Source organism: Curtobacterium sp. PhB78 (genome assembly GCF_003751685.1).
Classification (GTDB): Bacteria; Actinomycetota; Actinomycetes; order Actinomycetales; family Microbacteriaceae; genus Curtobacterium.
Genome location: NZ_RKIA01000005.1, coordinates 340,788 through 356,793 on the forward strand (window position 1 = coordinate 340,788; position 16,006 = coordinate 356,793).

General features: G+C 72.4%; 12 protein-coding genes. 6 read left to right on the top strand and 6 right to left on the bottom strand.

The genetic code is table 11. The features are described from left to right. Positions 1-64: 64 nt before the first annotated feature. On the top strand, positions 65-1,063 hold the full coding sequence (locus EDF53_RS13805) for a phosphotransferase (RefSeq protein WP_123294087.1): 999 nt from the start codon (positions 65-67) through the stop codon (positions 1,061-1,063). 375 nt (positions 1,064-1,438) lie between these two features. On the opposite strand, the gene EDF53_RS13810 is transcribed toward EDF53_RS13805, so the two are convergent. Both EDF53_RS13810 and EDF53_RS13815 read right to left on the bottom strand, forming a co-directional pair. Beyond that, positions 1,439-4,678, bottom strand: a complete 3,240-nt coding sequence (locus tag EDF53_RS13810) for an ATP-dependent DNA helicase (protein WP_123294088.1) — start codon at positions 4,676-4,678, stop codon at positions 1,439-1,441. Further along, positions 4,675-7,830 carry a UrvD/REP family ATP-dependent DNA helicase gene (locus EDF53_RS13815; RefSeq protein ID WP_185021047.1) on the bottom strand — a complete coding sequence of 1,052 codons (3,156 nt, stop codon included), beginning with the start codon at positions 7,828-7,830 and terminating at the stop codon, positions 4,675-4,677. Before EDF53_RS13815 ends, EDF53_RS13810 begins: the two co-directional genes overlap by 4 nt. A gap of 127 nt (positions 7,831-7,957) precedes the next feature. Between EDF53_RS13815 and EDF53_RS13820 the strand changes: the two genes are divergently transcribed. Both EDF53_RS13820 and EDF53_RS13825 read left to right on the top strand, forming a co-directional pair. Beyond that, complete coding sequence (locus EDF53_RS13820) at positions 7,958-8,182, top strand: DUF3107 domain-containing protein (RefSeq protein ID WP_111084998.1); 225 nt, start codon at positions 7,958-7,960, stop codon at positions 8,180-8,182. Between the two features lie 4 nt (positions 8,183-8,186). Then, the gene (locus tag EDF53_RS13825) at positions 8,187-8,483 is read left to right on the top strand and encodes a hypothetical protein (RefSeq protein WP_123294090.1); all 297 of its coding nucleotides are present in this window, start codon (positions 8,187-8,189) and stop codon (positions 8,481-8,483) included. A gap of 22 nt (positions 8,484-8,505) precedes the next feature. Here EDF53_RS13825 and EDF53_RS13830 read toward each other — a convergent pair whose 3' ends face one another. Continuing rightward, entirely contained in the window at positions 8,506-9,504 is a 999-nt protein-coding gene (locus tag EDF53_RS13830; protein ID WP_123294091.1) for an IS481 family transposase, read from the bottom strand. 95 nt (positions 9,505-9,599) lie between these two features. Continuing rightward, the gene (locus EDF53_RS13835) at positions 9,600-10,316 is read right to left on the bottom strand and encodes a ferritin-like fold-containing protein (protein WP_235035842.1); all 717 of its coding nucleotides are present in this window, start codon (positions 10,314-10,316) and stop codon (positions 9,600-9,602) included. 90 nt (positions 10,317-10,406) lie between these two features. Between EDF53_RS13835 and EDF53_RS13840 the strand changes: the two genes are divergently transcribed. After that, complete coding sequence (locus tag EDF53_RS13840; protein WP_123294092.1) at positions 10,407-11,909, top strand: DEAD/DEAH box helicase; 1,503 nt, start codon at positions 10,407-10,409, stop codon at positions 11,907-11,909. Between the two features lie 178 nt (positions 11,910-12,087). On the opposite strand, the gene EDF53_RS13845 is transcribed toward EDF53_RS13840, so the two are convergent. After that, positions 12,088-12,960: a PHP domain-containing protein gene (locus EDF53_RS13845; RefSeq protein WP_123294093.1), complete on the bottom strand. Its 873-nt coding sequence runs from the start codon at positions 12,958-12,960 to the stop codon at positions 12,088-12,090. Between the two features lie 69 nt (positions 12,961-13,029). Here EDF53_RS13845 and EDF53_RS13850 point away from each other — a divergent pair, with 69 nt between their 5' ends. Together EDF53_RS13850 and EDF53_RS13855 are read left to right on the top strand one after the other, a co-directional pair. After that, complete coding sequence (locus tag EDF53_RS13850) at positions 13,030-14,514, top strand: aminopeptidase P family protein (RefSeq protein ID WP_123294094.1); 1,485 nt, start codon at positions 13,030-13,032, stop codon at positions 14,512-14,514. A gap of 9 nt (positions 14,515-14,523) precedes the next feature. Continuing rightward, on the top strand, positions 14,524-15,012 hold the full coding sequence (locus EDF53_RS13855; protein WP_123294095.1) for a GNAT family N-acetyltransferase: 489 nt from the start codon (positions 14,524-14,526) through the stop codon (positions 15,010-15,012). Positions 15,013-15,052: 40 nt separating this feature from the next. On the opposite strand, the gene EDF53_RS13860 is transcribed toward EDF53_RS13855, so the two are convergent. Further along, complete coding sequence (locus tag EDF53_RS13860; protein ID WP_123294096.1) at positions 15,053-15,970, bottom strand: general stress protein; 918 nt, start codon at positions 15,968-15,970, stop codon at positions 15,053-15,055. Between the last annotated feature and the right edge of the window lie 36 nt (positions 15,971-16,006).

Consider the following 16,006-nt stretch of genomic DNA (forward strand, 5'->3'; position numbering starts at 1 on the left):
GGGAAGGCTTCGGGAACAGCGTGGCGTGCACCGGTGCAGGCGTCACGCACCTACCCTGAGGGGCATGGCGGGATCCCAGTTCACTCTAGCCGCGTTGGCGACGACGGCCGTGCCCGGTCTCGTCGTCACGGGCACGCGCACGCTCGGCTCGGCCGCGGCCGGCGACTACGAGTCGGCTCTCCTCCGCGACGCCGACGGCGCCCTGACGGTCATCCGACGTCCCCGGAACCAGCGGGCGGAAGCCCGGCAGTCGGCCGACCTCGTCGCGATCCGTGCGCTGAGCGCCGGGATCCGCACGCGCCTCCCGTTCGGTGTGGCCGAGTACCGCGGTCAGGCGCCGATCGGATCGACCCGCGCCATCGTCACCACCCGACTGCCGGGCGCGCACCCGACGCTCGCGTCGTTCGCCGAGCGCCCCGAGCTCGCCACGAGCGTCGGCCGCGCCCTCGCCGCGATCCACCAGCTCCCGACGAGCTTCGTCTCGGACGCCGGCCTGCCGTCGCTCACCCCGTTCGAGGTGCTGCGCTCCGCAGTGTCCGTGATGGACCGCGCCGTCGCCACCAAGCTCGTGCCCGCCGCCCTGGTCGAACGGTGGGAGGGTGCCGCGCGCGACCAGCAGCTGTGGCAGTTCACCCCGACCGTCGTGCACGGATCGATCGGCACCGGCGTGCTGCTCGTCGACGGCGACGCCGTCAGCGGGATCCTCGACTGGGGCGAGCTCCGACTCGGCGACCCGGCCAAGGACCTCGCCTGGGTGCTCGCCGGCCGACGCGACGCCTTCGACACCGTCCTGAGCGCCTACGAGGCGAACGGCGGCGGACGCGACCGTCAGCTCGCACAGCGCGCCCGGGTGCACCACGAACTCGAGACGGCGCACTGGCTGCTGCACGGCGTCCAGGCGAAGAGCACCGAGGTCGTCGACGACGCGGTCGCGATGATGCACCGGCTGGTCGACGCGGTGCACGCGCCGAGCGCGGAGCCGCTGCAGTCGGTGTCCCCCGAGACGATGGAGATCGGCGAGGTCGAGCAGTTGCTGTCGTCGACCGAACGCCGACACGGCTGACCTCCGCTCCGACGTTCCGGCTCGTGTGCCGCGCTCACCTCTGCCGAGCGGTCACGTAACGTCGTCTGCCCCGCGTTCGAGCGACCGTCCACGACCAGTCCGCAGCCGCCGACGGGCTGTCGTGACCAGTGGCGGTCGCGCTGGGCGGTGAGCGCGACTGCCTGGAGGCCCGGTGCCGGTCCGCGAGACCGGCACCGGGCCTCCCGGGTGGCGGGCTGGGCGCGGCGCGCTCCCCGCCCGCGTCCGGCACCGAGCGGTCACGACTCCCCGCCTTCCGAGCACCGACCGGCCACGAACCGTCGGCCGGCGAGCCGCGCACTGACGGCCTGTGACCGGTCGCCGTGCACGCCGCGGGATGTCGCGACCCCTCGTCGGTCAGCCGATCGCGGCCGTCCAGGCGCGCTCGAGTCCGGCACGGTCCAGCAGCTCGGTCGGACGCACCTCGAGGTCGTCCGCGACGAAGTAGAACACGGCGTCGACCTGGTCGAGCGGTCGACCGGTGAACTCGGCGTAGGCCACCCGGTACAGGGCGAGCTGCAGCGTCCGTCGGGCCAGGTCGTCGGCACCGGACGGCGCCTTGCCCGTCTTCCAGTCGACGACCTCGGCACGCCCGTCGATCTCGTAGACGGCGTCGAGCTTGCAGACGACGCTGTGCCCGAGGAACGGGATGTGGATCTCGCGCTCGACCTCGACCGGCGTGCGGCCGGCCCACCGTGAGCGGGCGAAGGTGGCCTGGAAGTCGGCCAGCCGTCGGGCGTCGTCGTCCGTGACCACGGCGTCCGGCGAGGCGTCGACCAGGTCGTCGGCGTCGAGGTCGAGCTCGTCGCCCCACACGTCGAGCGTCTCGAGCGACCCGCCCGTCCGGGCACGCTGCTCCACCCACTGGTGGAAGAGCGTACCGAGCCGGGTCGCTCGGTACGGGCGCTCCGGCATCGGCCGCCGCAGGCGTTCGGCCACCTTGTCCGGCTCGGTGAGGTAGTCCTTGAAGCCGGAGGCCGGCACGCGGTGCGGGACCACGACCGCGTGCTTCGCGTTCCGGGTCGCGCGTCGTTCGGCGAGCAGCAGGTCGATGTCGGCCGCGTACCGGCCGGAGGCACCGGGGTTGGCGTTCCGGACCCGCTCGGCCGCCGCTAGCACCCGGGGCGCCCGCTGCCCGAACGGCACGTGCGGCCAGAGCTGCTGGGCGCCGTCCTCGCCGAGGGGGTTCTCGTCGTGCACGGTGGTCTCCGGGATCGCGGTGCCGTCGACGACCCCGGCCTCGACCAGGTCGTGCAGGTACGGGCTCGGCTCGGTGGGGCGCACGCCGCCGGCCCAGAACGAACCGGACACGAGCAGGTCGTGGCGGGCACGGGTCAGCGCGACGTACGTGAGTCGGCGTTCCTCGTCCTCGTTGCGGGCCTTCACCTGCTCCTTGAAGGCGTCGATCGCGGTCGTGACGTCCTTCTGGATCTCCTGCCCGCGCCACGCCAGGCTCGGCAGCTCGGCGCCGTCCCCCCGGAACTCGTACGGCAACCGGCCGAAGCCGAGCCACCCGGACGAGCCCTCCTGCGGCCGCGCGGGCAGTCCGCCCTCGACCATGCGCGGCACCGCGACGGCGTCCCACTCGAGGCCCTTCGACCCGTGGATCGTCAGGATCTGGACCGTGCCGGCTTCGGGTTCCTCGGAGCGCGGGCCCATGTCGTCACGGCGGGCGGCGGCGTCGATCCACCCCAGGAAGGAGCCGAGGTCGGCACGGTCGTCGGTGGACACGAACCCGGCGAGCTCGTCGATGAAGGCGTCGAGGTACGCCCCGCTGCCCTGCTCGTGCGCCGCGACCTCGATGTCGAGCCGCATCTCCTGCATCACGAGCGTCACGAAGTCGACCAGGTCGCTGCCGGCCCGCGACCGCAGCATCGCGAGCTGCGTGCCGAGCGCCCGCATCCGGCTGCGGCCGGCGGGCGTGATGCCCTCGAGCGCGCCGTGCTCGTCCGGTGCGGTCGCCACGAAGTCCAGGGCGTCGACGATCGAACCGTGCTCGCCCGCAGCCACCGAGGCGCGGAACGCCGCCGTCAGCTCGTCGTCGAGCCGCTGCTGCGTGTGGTCGCGCTGGAACAGCCACCGCGCGAGGTGGTGCAGGGCGACGACGTCCGCCGCGCCCACCCGCCACCGGGCACCCGCGAGCAACCGGATGAGGTCGTTGCCGGCAGCCGGGTCGTGCAGCACCCGCAGGCACGCGACCAGGTCCACGATCTCGGGGCGCTGGAGCAGACCGCCGGTGCCGAGCACGTGGAAGGGCACAGCACGCGCTCCGAGCGCCGCGGTGAACGACGCCAGGTCCTTGCGGGCACGGAGCAGCAGGGCCATCGACCCGGTCGGGTTCCGCTTCCGGTGGCCCTGGAACCAGGCGGCGACCTCGTCGGCCTCTTCCGGCAGGGTCTCCGGGAACACCGCCCGGACCGTCCCGGCGTCCGCACCGGGTCGCGGTGACAGGCGCTCGACGTCGACCTCGGATGCCTCGGACAGCGGCGCCACGATCGCGTTCGCCCCCGCGAGGACGTCGACCGGGTTCCGCCAGCTCGTCGACAGCGCGAACGTCACGGGCCGGACCGCATCCGGCTCGGTGCCGCCGAAGTCGTGCGGGAAGCGTGCGAGGTTCGCGGCACTCGCACCGCGGAACCCGTAGATCGACTGGTGCGGGTCGCCCACGGCCATCACCGAGTGCCCGCGGAACAGCCGGGCGAGGAACCGGGTCTGCACCACCGAGGTGTCCTGGTACTCGTCGAGCAGCACGACGCCGAACCGCTGCCTCAGGTCCGTGACCACCCGCGGCGCGGACTCGGCCGCGGCGAGCGCCAGGGCGATCTGGTCGGAGAACTCGACGAAGCCGCGGTCGACCTTCTGCCGCCGGAACTCCGCGACCAGGTCGGCGAGGGGCTCCAGCGCACCGATCGCGGCGACGGCGTCGGTGATCGCCTTGTACGGCTTGCCACGGTTGCCGGGCAGTTCGAGCAGGTCGGAGAACTCGACGGCGAACCGGCGGAGGTCCTCGGGTTCGACGAGGTGCTCGGACGTGGCCCCGGCGAGCGCCACGACGGCCGCGGTGAGCGTGTCGACGTCGCGGTCGAGTCCGGCCAGTCGGTCGTCACGCGCGGCCACCACGACGCGGCGGGCCAGCTGCCAGGCGGACGGTTCGGTCAGGACCTGCGACTCGCCGTCGCGGCCGACGAGCAGGGCGTTCTCGCGGAAGACGGCGTTCGCGAACGCGTTGTAGGTCGACACCGTGGGCGCTTCGAAGGCGTCGCCCGGGGTGATCAGGCCGACGTCCTCGAGTGCACGGATGCGGTCGTTGATGCGCACCGAGAGCTCGCCGGCGGCCTTGCGGGTGAAGGTCAGGCCGAGGACCTCGTCGGGGCGGACCATGCCGTTCGCGAGCAGCCAGACCACCCGCGACGCCATCGTCTCGGTCTTGCCGCTGCCGGCTCCGGCGACGACCAGGGCGGGGGTGAGCGGGGACTCGATGACGGCGCGCTGCTGTGCGGTCGGGCGGGGGCGGCCGAGGGCGTCGGCGATGGCGTCGGCGCCGTGCTGGACCACAGGCGCAACGAGGACGTCCGTCGTGTCGGTCGTTTCGGTCACCAGGTCACCTCCGAGACCACGTGGATGCGGCACTCGACGCCGGTCCGGGCCTTCTCGCAGTGGTCGTCCACGTTCGCCAGGAAGGTCCGTCCGGCCATGCCGCGCGCGACCCCGTGCAGGCGTTCCCGGTAGGCGTCGCGCGCCTCGGCGTCGAACGCTTGCTGGGTGCGCTCCGAGTAGGCCTGCCCGCCGCGGGGGTTCTGCACGAACACGAGTCGGGCGTCCGTCATGGGCGAGCCGGCCGGAACGCCCTCGACCGCGCCGTCCTCGATCGCCAGCTGGTACGCGCCGAGCTGCGGGTGCTCCGGCATGTCGTTCTTCTCGCTCGGCATCGAGCGTCCGGTCTTGAGGTCCACGACGCTGACACGGCCCTCGGGATCGACCTCGATGCGGTCGATGCTGCCGCGCATCCGGGCGGGGCCGGTGACCAGGGCGAACGAGGTCTCGGCGCCGAGCAACCGGCGGCCGGCGCCCGCGAAGGTCCGCAGGTAGTCGCTGAGCCCCTCGATCATGCGGCGGGTGCGCGCGCGTTCCCGATCGGCCACCCACGGCGACTCGAAGGTCAGTTCGTCCCACCGGGCCTCGACCCGTTCCCACAGCGACTCGACGTCGATCTCGGTCGCGTGCTCCATCGCCTCGTGCACGATCGTGCCGATCCCCATCGCCGGACTCGGCGCACCGCCGCCGAAGGTCTGCACGAACCAGTGCACCGGGCACTCCTCGAACGTGCCGATGCGCGACGGTGAGACGGACACGGTCGGTGCGACGGGTTCGCCGCCCTCGACGTCGGGCACAGGGTCGGCGTCGAGGTCGACCAGCGGCTCGTCGGTGGTGGGCTCGGCGAGGCCGTACCAGTCGTCCGGTGCGGCCCCGGGGACCTCGGCCTCGGCCAACCGGGCCAACGCCGAGGCGGCCTCGTGGTCGCCGGACAGGACGACCCGACGTCGCAGGGACCCGGCCAGTCCGCGCAGGGACAGCGGGTGCACGGTCGGCTGCCGGTCCGGCGGCACCGGCACCAGGCGGACGAACGGCGACGGGGACTCGTCGTCGTTGGCGACGGTGCCGATCACGACCTGCGTGGTCGCGCGGGAGACGGCGCGGGCGAACAAGCGGAGTTCGTCGGCGACCACCGCGGCGCGGTCGTCGATCGGCGAACGCTCGGCCCCCGACGCCGCACGGACCAGGCCGTCCGGGTCGAGCAGACTGCCGCGCTCCCGGGTGTTCGGCCACACGCCGTCCTGCAGTCCGAGCACCACGACGACGTCGCACTCGAGTCCGATCGTCGCCGAGGGGGTGAGCACCCGGACCCGGCCGGCGGTGCGGTCGGGGCCGATGGAGTCCTCGGGCAGGTCGGCGCCGAGCAGGTCGTCGACGAACACCCGGGCCGGGGCGTCCGGGGTGCGTTCGACGAACCGCTTGGCGGCGGTGAACAGGCCGACGACGGCGTCGAGGTGCCGGTCCGCTTCGCCGGCTCCGACCCCGCCGGCTGCGGACTGCCCGCCCCACGACTTCGCGAGGCCGCTGCGCTCCCACAGGCCCCAGAGGATCTCCTCGATGCTCGACCCGGCCTCGGCGTCGGCGTGTGCCTGCACCAGGCTGCGCGCGAGTCGTGTCGCCCGTCTGGCGAAGCCGGCGTCGACCGTGGCCAGACGCTCCGGGGCACCGAGCGCGTCGATCAGGAGTTCGTCGGCCGTGCGGGTGCCGTCGCCGGCGAGCTCTTCGCGCCGCAGGGCGAGCCGCAGCCGGCGCATCGCCAGGGTGTCGAGTCCGCCGAGCGGCCCGGTGGCGAACGCGGTGGCCAGGGCGGCGTCGAGGGGCAGGACCCCGAGGGCGACCGCCGCGGCGTCGAGCAGTGCCCGCGCCGCCGAGTCGTCACGGGGGCGGACGGGCGCGGCACCGGCGGTCGCGGGGACCTCGGCCACCGAGAGCGCACGCACGAGCTCGGGGATCGCGGCGCCGCTGCGGGTGACGACGGCCATCCGGTGCCACGGCACACCGTCGAGCAGACGGTGCTCGCGGAGCCGTCGGGCGACGGCGACGAGCAGCGCCGACCGGCTCGCCGCCTCGAGGTGCACGACGGCGTCGGCTCGGGCGTCCTCGTCACTCGCCGTCGCCGCGCGCTGCCGACCGGCCGCTGCCGTGCCGATGCGCCCCGTGATCCCGGAGACCAACGACCGGATCGGCGCGGGGTACCGGTGCACGGTGCCGAGGAAGAGTTCGTCGACCCGGTCCACGCCGAGCCGCACGGCCAGGCGCCCGAGCACGTCCGGTTCGGCCCCGCGGAACGCCGAGGCGGCGATGTCCGGGTCGCCGAACGCGACGACCTGCACGCCGGACCGGGCGAGCGCACCGAGCAGTGCCACCTCGCCCTCGACGAGTTCCTGGGTGTCGTCGACCACGATGAGTCCGAGGGCGGCGATGCTCGCCGGGAGTTCCCCGCGCAGCACGGCCGCGGTGGCGAACGCGACGAGCTCGCCGGAGTCGAGGCTGGTCGCGCGGAACGCGGTGACCGAGGCCCGGTACTCGTCGACGAAGTCACCGACGGCCCGCCACTCGGGTCGACCGCCCTCGTCGCCGAGCTCGCGCATGTCCTCGGGCTCGACGCCCACCGCGACCGCACGCATCATGACGTCGCGCAGCGCGGTCCGGAACCCGGCGCGCTCGCGCACCACCGCGGTGATGGGTTCGGGCCAGTCCGGACCGGTGCCGTCGAGCTCGTGACCGGCGAGCAGGTCGGCGATGATGCGGTCCTGCTCGCCACCGGTCAGCAGCGTGGGCGCTTCCTGCCCCTGGACCGCGGCGGCGTGCGCGACGATCTGGAAGGCCAACGAGTTCACGGTCCGGGCGAGCGCTCCGGGCACCACGCGGTCGACGGCGGCGGCGAGGCGGTCACGCAGGGCAGTGGCAGCGGTCCGCGACGAGGTCAGCGCGAGCACGGTGGCGTGCCCGTCGGGGCTGATCGCGTCCGGCCGGCGCAACCGGTCGGCGACGAGCCGGGCGAGCGTGGTCGTCTTGCCCGTGCCGGGAGCGCCGATGACCGCCGCGTGCCGGCCGTCGGGCAGCGCGAGCACGGCGGTCTGGGTCGGGTCGTCGACCAGGGCGCGTGCGACGCCGACGTCTGCGGGGGCTGGCGTCAGCGTGGTCTGCGGCACGCTCGTACGGTACCCACGACCGCCGACACCACCCGGCCCGACGCGGGCGCGGCGCGCACCCGGGCCGCCGAGTGCGCCCGCGGCGAACGTCCGATGTCCTCCGGGACCGCTCGGATACGCTGTGCTCGTGGACATCAAGATCGGCATCATCAACAGCCCGCGCGAGATCGCGTTCGAGACCGCCCAGACCGCCGACGAGATCGAGAAGGCCGTGTCTGAGGCCCTCGCGTCGAAGGCGACGCACCTGTCGCTCCAGGACGAGAAGGGCCGTCGCTTCATCGTTCCGGTCGCCGCCCTGGCGTACGTCGAGGTCGGCGCGGAAGAGGCACGCCGCATCGGCTTCGTCGCCTGACGACGTGGAACTGCTCTTCGCCGTCCTCGGCGGCCTGATCATCGGCGGGATCGCGCACGTGGTCCTGCCCTGGCGCGCCAGTCGTGGCGTCTTGATCGGGCCCGCCGTGGGCGGTATCGCCGCTGCCGTGCTGTGGGAGGCACTGACCTGGGCCGGGTGGCGGTACGACGCCACCTGGATCTGGGTCGTGGCCCTGGTCGGTGCGGGCGTCGTCGCCCTCGTCGTCGAGTGGCTGCTCGGGACGCGCCGCGACAAGAGCGACGTCGAGTACTACGAACGACTCAAGGCCCGCGGGGCCTGAGCCGAGCACGGGACCGCCGCGCCTAGGTGTAGTTCCCCGTGAGGTTGTGAACGCGATCTGATGGGGTTTGGCCGCCGAGGCCGGTGTGTGGTCGGTGGTGATTGTAGTGATGCAGCCAGTCCGCGTAGGTCGCGGTTCTGGCTGCATCACTGTCGTAGTGACGGGCGTAGGCCCATTCCGCGGCGAGGGTCCGATTGAACCGCTCGACCTTCCCGTTGGTCTGCGGCCGGTAGGGCCTGGTGAAGCGGTGCTTCGCGTCACCGAGGGCGGTCGCGAAGTCGCGGGATCGGTAACACGCACCGTTGTCGGTCATCACGGCCTCGACATGGATCCCCGCGGCGGCGAAGAACGTGTTTGCGCGGGCCCAGAACCCGGCAGCGGTGGCGCCGAGTTCGTTGTCGTGGATCTCTGAATACGCCAGCCGGGAGTGATCATCGACCGCGTGGTGCAGGAACCGGTATCCGCGAGAGGCGCGACCGCCCCGACGAGCAGCACGATCACGATTCGAGCCGGCGGCGCGGTCCTGGGCAGACCCGCGTCCGTGAGCGCGCCAGCCGCCACCATCTGGGATGCGGCCTTGCTTCTTGATGTCGACGTGGACGAGCTCACCCGGCCGGGACTTCTCGTATCGCACCGGAGTCGGCCGGCGAACCGGGAGCCCGGTTGCTTGGTCAATGTTGCGCAGCAGCGGCATCCGGAACCGGTCCAGGACACGTCCGACTGTCGAGCGGGCCAGGCCCAGGTGGAACGCAATCCGGTGCGGTCCCCACCGCCGGGTGACCCGCAACGCGAGGATGCGGCGTTCCAGCCGGGACGGGACTCTGGTCGGACTCGACAACGGCCTCGACGACCGGTCGGCCATCGACAAGCCCGCTCGGTATCGTGCAGCCCACTTCGCTGCCGTCGCTGGCGAGCACTGGAACCGTTCCGCGGCCCGACGGACCGGCCAACCATCGACGACGATCAGCCGAGCAAGGCGTTCTCTGCCCGTTGGAGTGAACGGGGCATTAGCGTGAGTCACGAAGACCTCCGGTGACGACGTGGTGTGTGGTAACTCACATCGTCCCGGAGGTCTTCACTTACGTCACCCGTTCACAACGTCCCGGGGAACTACACCTAGGCCGTCAGGCCGAGCGCGTCCATCCGACGGGTGTGCGCCGCGATCAGTTCGGTCCAGACCGGCTCGAGCCGCTCCTGGTCCTCGCGCGCGTGCGACGCCAGCGCCGACCGCGCCACGAGCAGGGTGTCGCCGACCAGACGCCGACCCCACATCGCCAGGCGCGAGCCGACCTCGGGGTCGTCCTCGATCCGGGCGGTCAGTTCCTCGACGACCGCGGGTTCCTCACGCGCGTCGAACACGGAGCGCAACCGCTGCCGCACGTCGTTCGGCAGCGACCGCAGCAGGTTGCCGAACAGGTCGTTCAGGATGCCGGCCGTGACGTAGCCGGTCAGCATCGACTCGTACCAGTCGGCGCCGCTCGTGCGCTCGAGGAACCGGTCGATCGCCTCGCGGTGCGGCGCCATCAGTTCCGCCGGGTCCGACCCGTTGCGTTCGATCTCGGCGACGATCGTGCGGTGCCGGTCGAGCGCCGTCGTCGCGAGCACACCGGTCACCAGGCGACCGGACAGCGTCGGCGCCGAGGCACCGGCACGACCCATCGTCTCGTAGACGGAGAGCTGCAGGTACGCGGCCTGGCCCAGGTAGACGTCGAGCTCAGGGGTGACGTCGTCGAGCGCCAGACGCTTGACCTGGCTTGCGTTGCGCGGGTTCCGCGACGCGAGCCACGCTGCTGCGAGCTGCGCCGCGCGCTTCCGGTTCCACCACGACACCACCCGGAGAGCATAGCGGGAACCGCCTCGCGCCCCGCTCCACCCGCCCATCGGTAGACTGGCCCGGACTTCCACCAGAACTAAGGTGATTCTTTGACTTTCGCAGACCTCTCCATCGAGCAGGACATCGTCGACGCGCTCGCGGGCAAGGGCATCCTCGAGCCCTTCCCGATCCAGCAGCAGACGATCCCGCTCGCCCTCACCGGCCAGGACATCATCGGCCAGGCCAAGACCGGTACCGGCAAGACCTTCGGGTTCGGCCTCCCCCTCATCCAGCGCCTCGGCGCCGACCCGGCGCCCGGCGTCAAGGCCCTCGTCGTCGTCCCGACCCGCGAACTCGCGGTCCAGGTGACCGAGGACCTCGAGGTCGCCACCTCGAACCGCCCGACCACCGTCGCGGCGATCTACGGCGGCAAGGCGTACGAGGGCCAGATCGAGCAGCTCAAGGCCGGCGCCCAGATCGTCGTCGGCACGCCCGGGCGCCTCATCGACCTGCAGCGCCAGCGACTCCTCGACCTGTCCCACGTGCAGGAAGTCGTCCTCGACGAGGCCGACCGCATGCTCGACCTGGGCTTCCTGTCGGACATCGAGCGCATCTTCCAGGCCATCCCCGAGGTGCGGCACACGATGCTGTTCTCGGCCACGATGCCCGCGCCGATCGTGGCCCTCGCCCGCCGGTTCATGAGCCGTCCGGTGCACATCCGGGCGACCGACCCGGACGAGGGCCTCATGCAGGCCAACATCAAGCACCTCATCTACCGCGCGCACTCCCTGGACAAGGACGAGGTCATCGCCCGCATCCTCCAGGCCGAGGGCCGCGGCAAGACCGTGATCTTCACCCGCACCAAGCGTGCGGCGGCGAAGCTGGTCGAGGAGCTCAAGGACCGCGGGTTCAACGCCGCAGCGGTGCACGGTGACCTCAACCAGGAGCAGCGCGAGCGCGCGATGGCCGCCTTCAAGGCCGGCAAGCGCGACGTGCTCATCGCCACCGACGTCGCCGCCCGCGGCATCGACGTGGACGACGTCACGCACGTCATCAACCACACGATCCCGGACGACCCGGACACCTACCTGCACCGCGCCGGTCGTACCGGCCGTGCCGGCAAGACCGGCATCGCGGTCACGTTCGTCGACTGGGACGACCTGCACAAGTGGACGCTGATCGACAAGGCCCTCGAGTTCGGCATCCCCGAGCCCGTCGAGACCTACTCGTCGTCGCCGCACCTGTTCGAGGAACTCGACATCCCGAAGGGCACCAAGGGCCGTCTGCCCGGTGCCTCGTCGCACGCCGCGTCGGCCGGTGCCCCCGCCGAGAAGCGCAGCAGTGACCGTCCGGCGTCCGGTCCGCGTGACGCGTCGCGTTCGCGGTCGCGCAGCCGCACCCGGTCAGGAGGCTCGGAGCAGCCCGCCTCGCAGGCTCCCGCCACCGAGTCCGCGGCTCCGACCTCCGCGCCCACCGACGACACGTCGGCCACCGAGGGCGGGACCACCGACGGCGCCGCGAAGCGTCGCCGCCGTCGCCGCCGTCGCGGAGCCGGCACCGGCGATGCCTCGGCGACCGCCTCGGCACCGCAGGGTTCGTCGGACGGCGAGTAGCGCCTCCAGACCGAAGGGTCCGTCGCTGACGCGACGGGCCCTTCGTCGTCCCCACCTGCCGACTGCCCCCGCGAAAGCGACAGATTGCCGCGAACTGTCGGCGGGAATCTGTCGCTTTCGCGGAGGGGTCGGGCCGCGCCGAGCGAGAACTGTCGCTTCGGTGGGGACGAGCCTCGGGTCAGGACAGGCGCGCACCGGGGCCGACCACGGGGGCGCTCCCGGTGGCCTCGGACAGGATGGCGTCGAACGCGACCCGAGCCGTCCGGTGCTCGCCGAGCCGGTTCGGCTTGCCCGTGCCGTGGTAGTCGCTCGAACCGGTGACGAACAGGCCGTAGCGCGACGCCCAGTCGAGCAGGGTGCGCTTGCCGTGCGCCAGGTTCTCGCGGTGGTCGACCTCGAGCCCGCCGAGCCCGGCGTCGACGAGGTCGCGGAGCATCGGCTCGTCGATGACGATCCCCCGCGACGAGGCTGCCGGGTGCGCGATGACCGGCACACCACCCGCCTGTCGGATGAGTTCGACGCCGCGCAGGGGCGACGGCGCCTCGTGCGGTTCGTAGTAGCCGGACGCCGGGTGCAGGATGCCGCGGAACGCCGCGCTCCGGTCGGACTCGAGGCCCCGCGCGACGAGCGCGTCGGCGATGTGCGGGCGGCCGATGGTGGCCCCGGGGCTCGCCTGCGCCAGGACGTCGGCCCAGGTGATCGGGTGGTCCTCGCCGATGCGGTCGACCATGCGGTGCGCGCGGGAGAGGCGGCCGGAGCGGATGCGGTCCGTCTCCTCGACCAGGCCCGGGTCGTGTGGATCGACCAGGTAGCCGAGGACGTGCACGCTGCGGAAGCCGATGCGCGTGCTGAGCTCGAGACCCGGCAGGAGCGTCAACGGCAGCTCGCGTGCGGACCCGGACGCGTCGGCCCAGCCGGCGGTCGTGTCGTGGTCGGTCAGCGCGACGGCGTCCAGGCCGGCGGCCGCGGCCGCTCGGACGAGCTCCGCGGGTCGCTCGGTGCCGTCGGAGACACTCGAGTGCGCGTGCAGGTCGATGAACGGGTCGGGCACGTCGACAATGCTATCCACAGGTGAGGGGCTGCACAGGACGCCGGTGCAGCGCGGTGCGATGATGGGGGCATGGCCGACACGACTCCCCGCGCGACGAGCAACCGATCCACGACCCCCGGGTCCTCGACCTTCAAGGACTTCATCGGGTCGCAGTGGGCCGACCGCGAGCAGACGATCCCCGAGCCCCGCGAGCAGGCCGCCTTCGCTGCCGAGCGTCGGGCCCGCATCTCCGAGCTGCACCCGGGCCGCACGATCGTCGTCCCCGCCGGACAGGCCAAGGTCCGCTCGAACGACTGCGACTACCCCTTCCGCCCGCACTCCACGTTCGCGCACCTGACCGGGTGGGGCACCGACACCGTCGTCGGCTCCGTCCTCGTGATGACGCCGAACGGCTCCGGGCACGACGCCACGCTCTACTTCCGTGCCACGGCCGGTCGTGAGTCGGAAGAGTTCTACGCGAACCCCGAGATCGGCGAGTTCTGGGTCGGCCCGCGTCCCTCGCTCGACGCCGTCGCCGCCGACCTCGGGCTGGCCACGGCCGACCTCGGTGCCTTCTCGGACGTCGCCGACGGGCTCGACGCCTCGGCGCTGCTCGTGCGCGAGGCCGACGACGACCTGACCCGCACCCTCGACGCACGACTCGGCAGCGCCGTCGGCGGCGCGCCGGAGACCGACGACGCACCGGCGACCGACGACGTCCTCGCCCGCGACCTGTCCGAGCAGCGCCTGGTGAAGGACGCGTACGAGGTGGGCGAGCTCCGCAAGGCCGTCGACGCGACGAAGCACGGCTTCGACGACGTGATCGCCGACTTCGACGCCGTCCTGGCACACCAGCGGGGCGAGCGCATCGTCGAGGGCACCTTCAACCGCCGGGCTCGTGCAGACGGCAACACGGTCGGCTACGACACGATCGCCGCCTCGGGCCACCACGCCTGCATCCTGCACTGGACCCGGAACGACGGCGCCGTGCAGCCGGGTGACCTGATCCTCATCGACGCCGGGGTCGAGGTCGACTCGTTCTACACGGCCGACATCACCCGCACGCTGCCGGTCAGCGGCACGTTCTCCCCCGTGCAGCGCATGGTCTACGACGCCGTGCTCGAGGCAGCAGACGCCGCGTTCGCCATCGTCAAGCCGGGCATCACGTTCCGCCAGGTGCACGCCACCGCGATGGAGGTCATCGCCCGCAAGACCGCCGAGTGGGGCTTCCTGCCCGTCTCGGCGGAAGAGTCGCTCGAGCCGGACAACCAGTTCCACCGCCGCTACATGGTGCACGGCACGAGCCACCACCTCGGCCTCGACGTGCACGACTGCGCGAAGGCCCGTCGCGAGATGTACATCGACGGCGTCGTGCAGCCCGGCATGGTGTTCACGATCGAGCCCGGTCTGTACTTCCAGCAGGACGACCTGACCGTGCCCGAGGAGTTCCGCGGCATCGGCGTCCGGATCGAGGACGACATCCTGGTCACCGAGGACGGGGCCGAGAACCTGTCGATCGGCATCCCCCGGACCCCCTCGGAAGTGGAGGGGTGGATCGCCCGCTCCGGCCGCTAGCCTGAGCGGGTGACGACGCCCGACGCCTCCACCGACTCCCGCACGCCGCAGTTCTCGATCGAGGTCGAGCACTTCGACTCCCCCGACGCGCAGCGACTCCGAGCCGCGCAGCGCCTGGAGATCGACCGTGCCTACGGCGGCGACACCGAACCCGGCGAGAAGCCGACGGCGGACTCCATCGCGGTGTTCTTCCTGGCGCGCGACGAGGCCGGCACTCCGCTGGCGTGCGGCGGACTGCGGGTCGTCGACGACGGCATCACCGAGATCAAGCGCATGTACGTCCGGCCGGAGTCCCGCGGCTCGGGTGTGGCAGCCGCGCTGCTGCGTCGGCTCGAAGAGGCCGCGCTGGACCTCGGGTCACCGGCGCTCGTGCTCGAGACGGGGAACGAGCAGAAGCGCGCCGTCGGGTTCTACGAGCGCGAGGGCTTCACGCGCATCGCCAACTTCGGCCCGTACGTCGGCGCCCCGCTGTCGATCTGCTACTCGAAGGTGCTGTAACCCGAGCGCATCGAGCCAGGGCCCACCGACCCTGCAGGCGTCAGGCGCGCTCGTCGCCCTTCGGGGACGACGGGGTCGACGAAGACGACGGTGCCGGCGGCGTCGCACCGGGCACCCGCTCGCCGTACTGCGGCGGGTCCTGCGGACGACGCTCGGGGATCGCCGGCCCTCCCGAGGTGGGTCGGTCGGCGGGGGCGGCGGCCGACGGGTCGGCGTTCTCGCCGTACCGGGGCCCGTCGTTCGTGCCGTACCGCGGCGCGCTCGACGCACCCGACGCCGTGGGCGCATCCGTCTGACCGTCGGGAGCCGACGTGCCGGGCTGCTGCGGGCCTCCTGGCTGCTGGTGGGGTGTGGCGTGTCCGCCGTACGGCGACTGCTGCTGCGGCGGGGCGGGACGCCACGGCTGCTGTCCCTGCACCGGTGCGCCGGGAGCGCCCTGCTGGGGCTGCTCGTTCCAGTGCGTGGACGGCGTCGCACCGTGCTCACCCAGGATCCGCTGCGCCTGACCGGTCAGCTGCGGGTTGACGACGATCTGGTAGTTCGTGGCGAGCACCTGGTGGACGCTCGTGAAGTCGCGCTGTCGCTTGGTGATCGCGAACGAGACGATGCCGTAGAGCATGCCGAACGCGGCGCCGATGATCGCGGCGGCGAGGATCAGGCCACCGGAGCTCGGCGAGAAAAGGGTGAGCACGATGCCGAAGAAGATGCCGAGCCAGAGACCGGACAGGGCTCCGGCGATCGCCGCACGGCCGTAGGTCATCTTGCCGGTGACGCGCTCGACGGTCTTCAGGTCGTTGCCCACGATCGAGAGCTGGTTGACCGGGAAGTCGGCGTCGGCGAGCTTCGCCACGACGCGCTGCGCATCGGGGTAGCTGTCGTACGTGCCGAGGACGTCGCCCTTGGGCAGCGTCGGGAAGGCCTGGGCGGTCCTGCCGGCGAAGGGACTCTGATTGCTCACACAGCCATCATTCACCGCGCACCTTGCAATCGCACG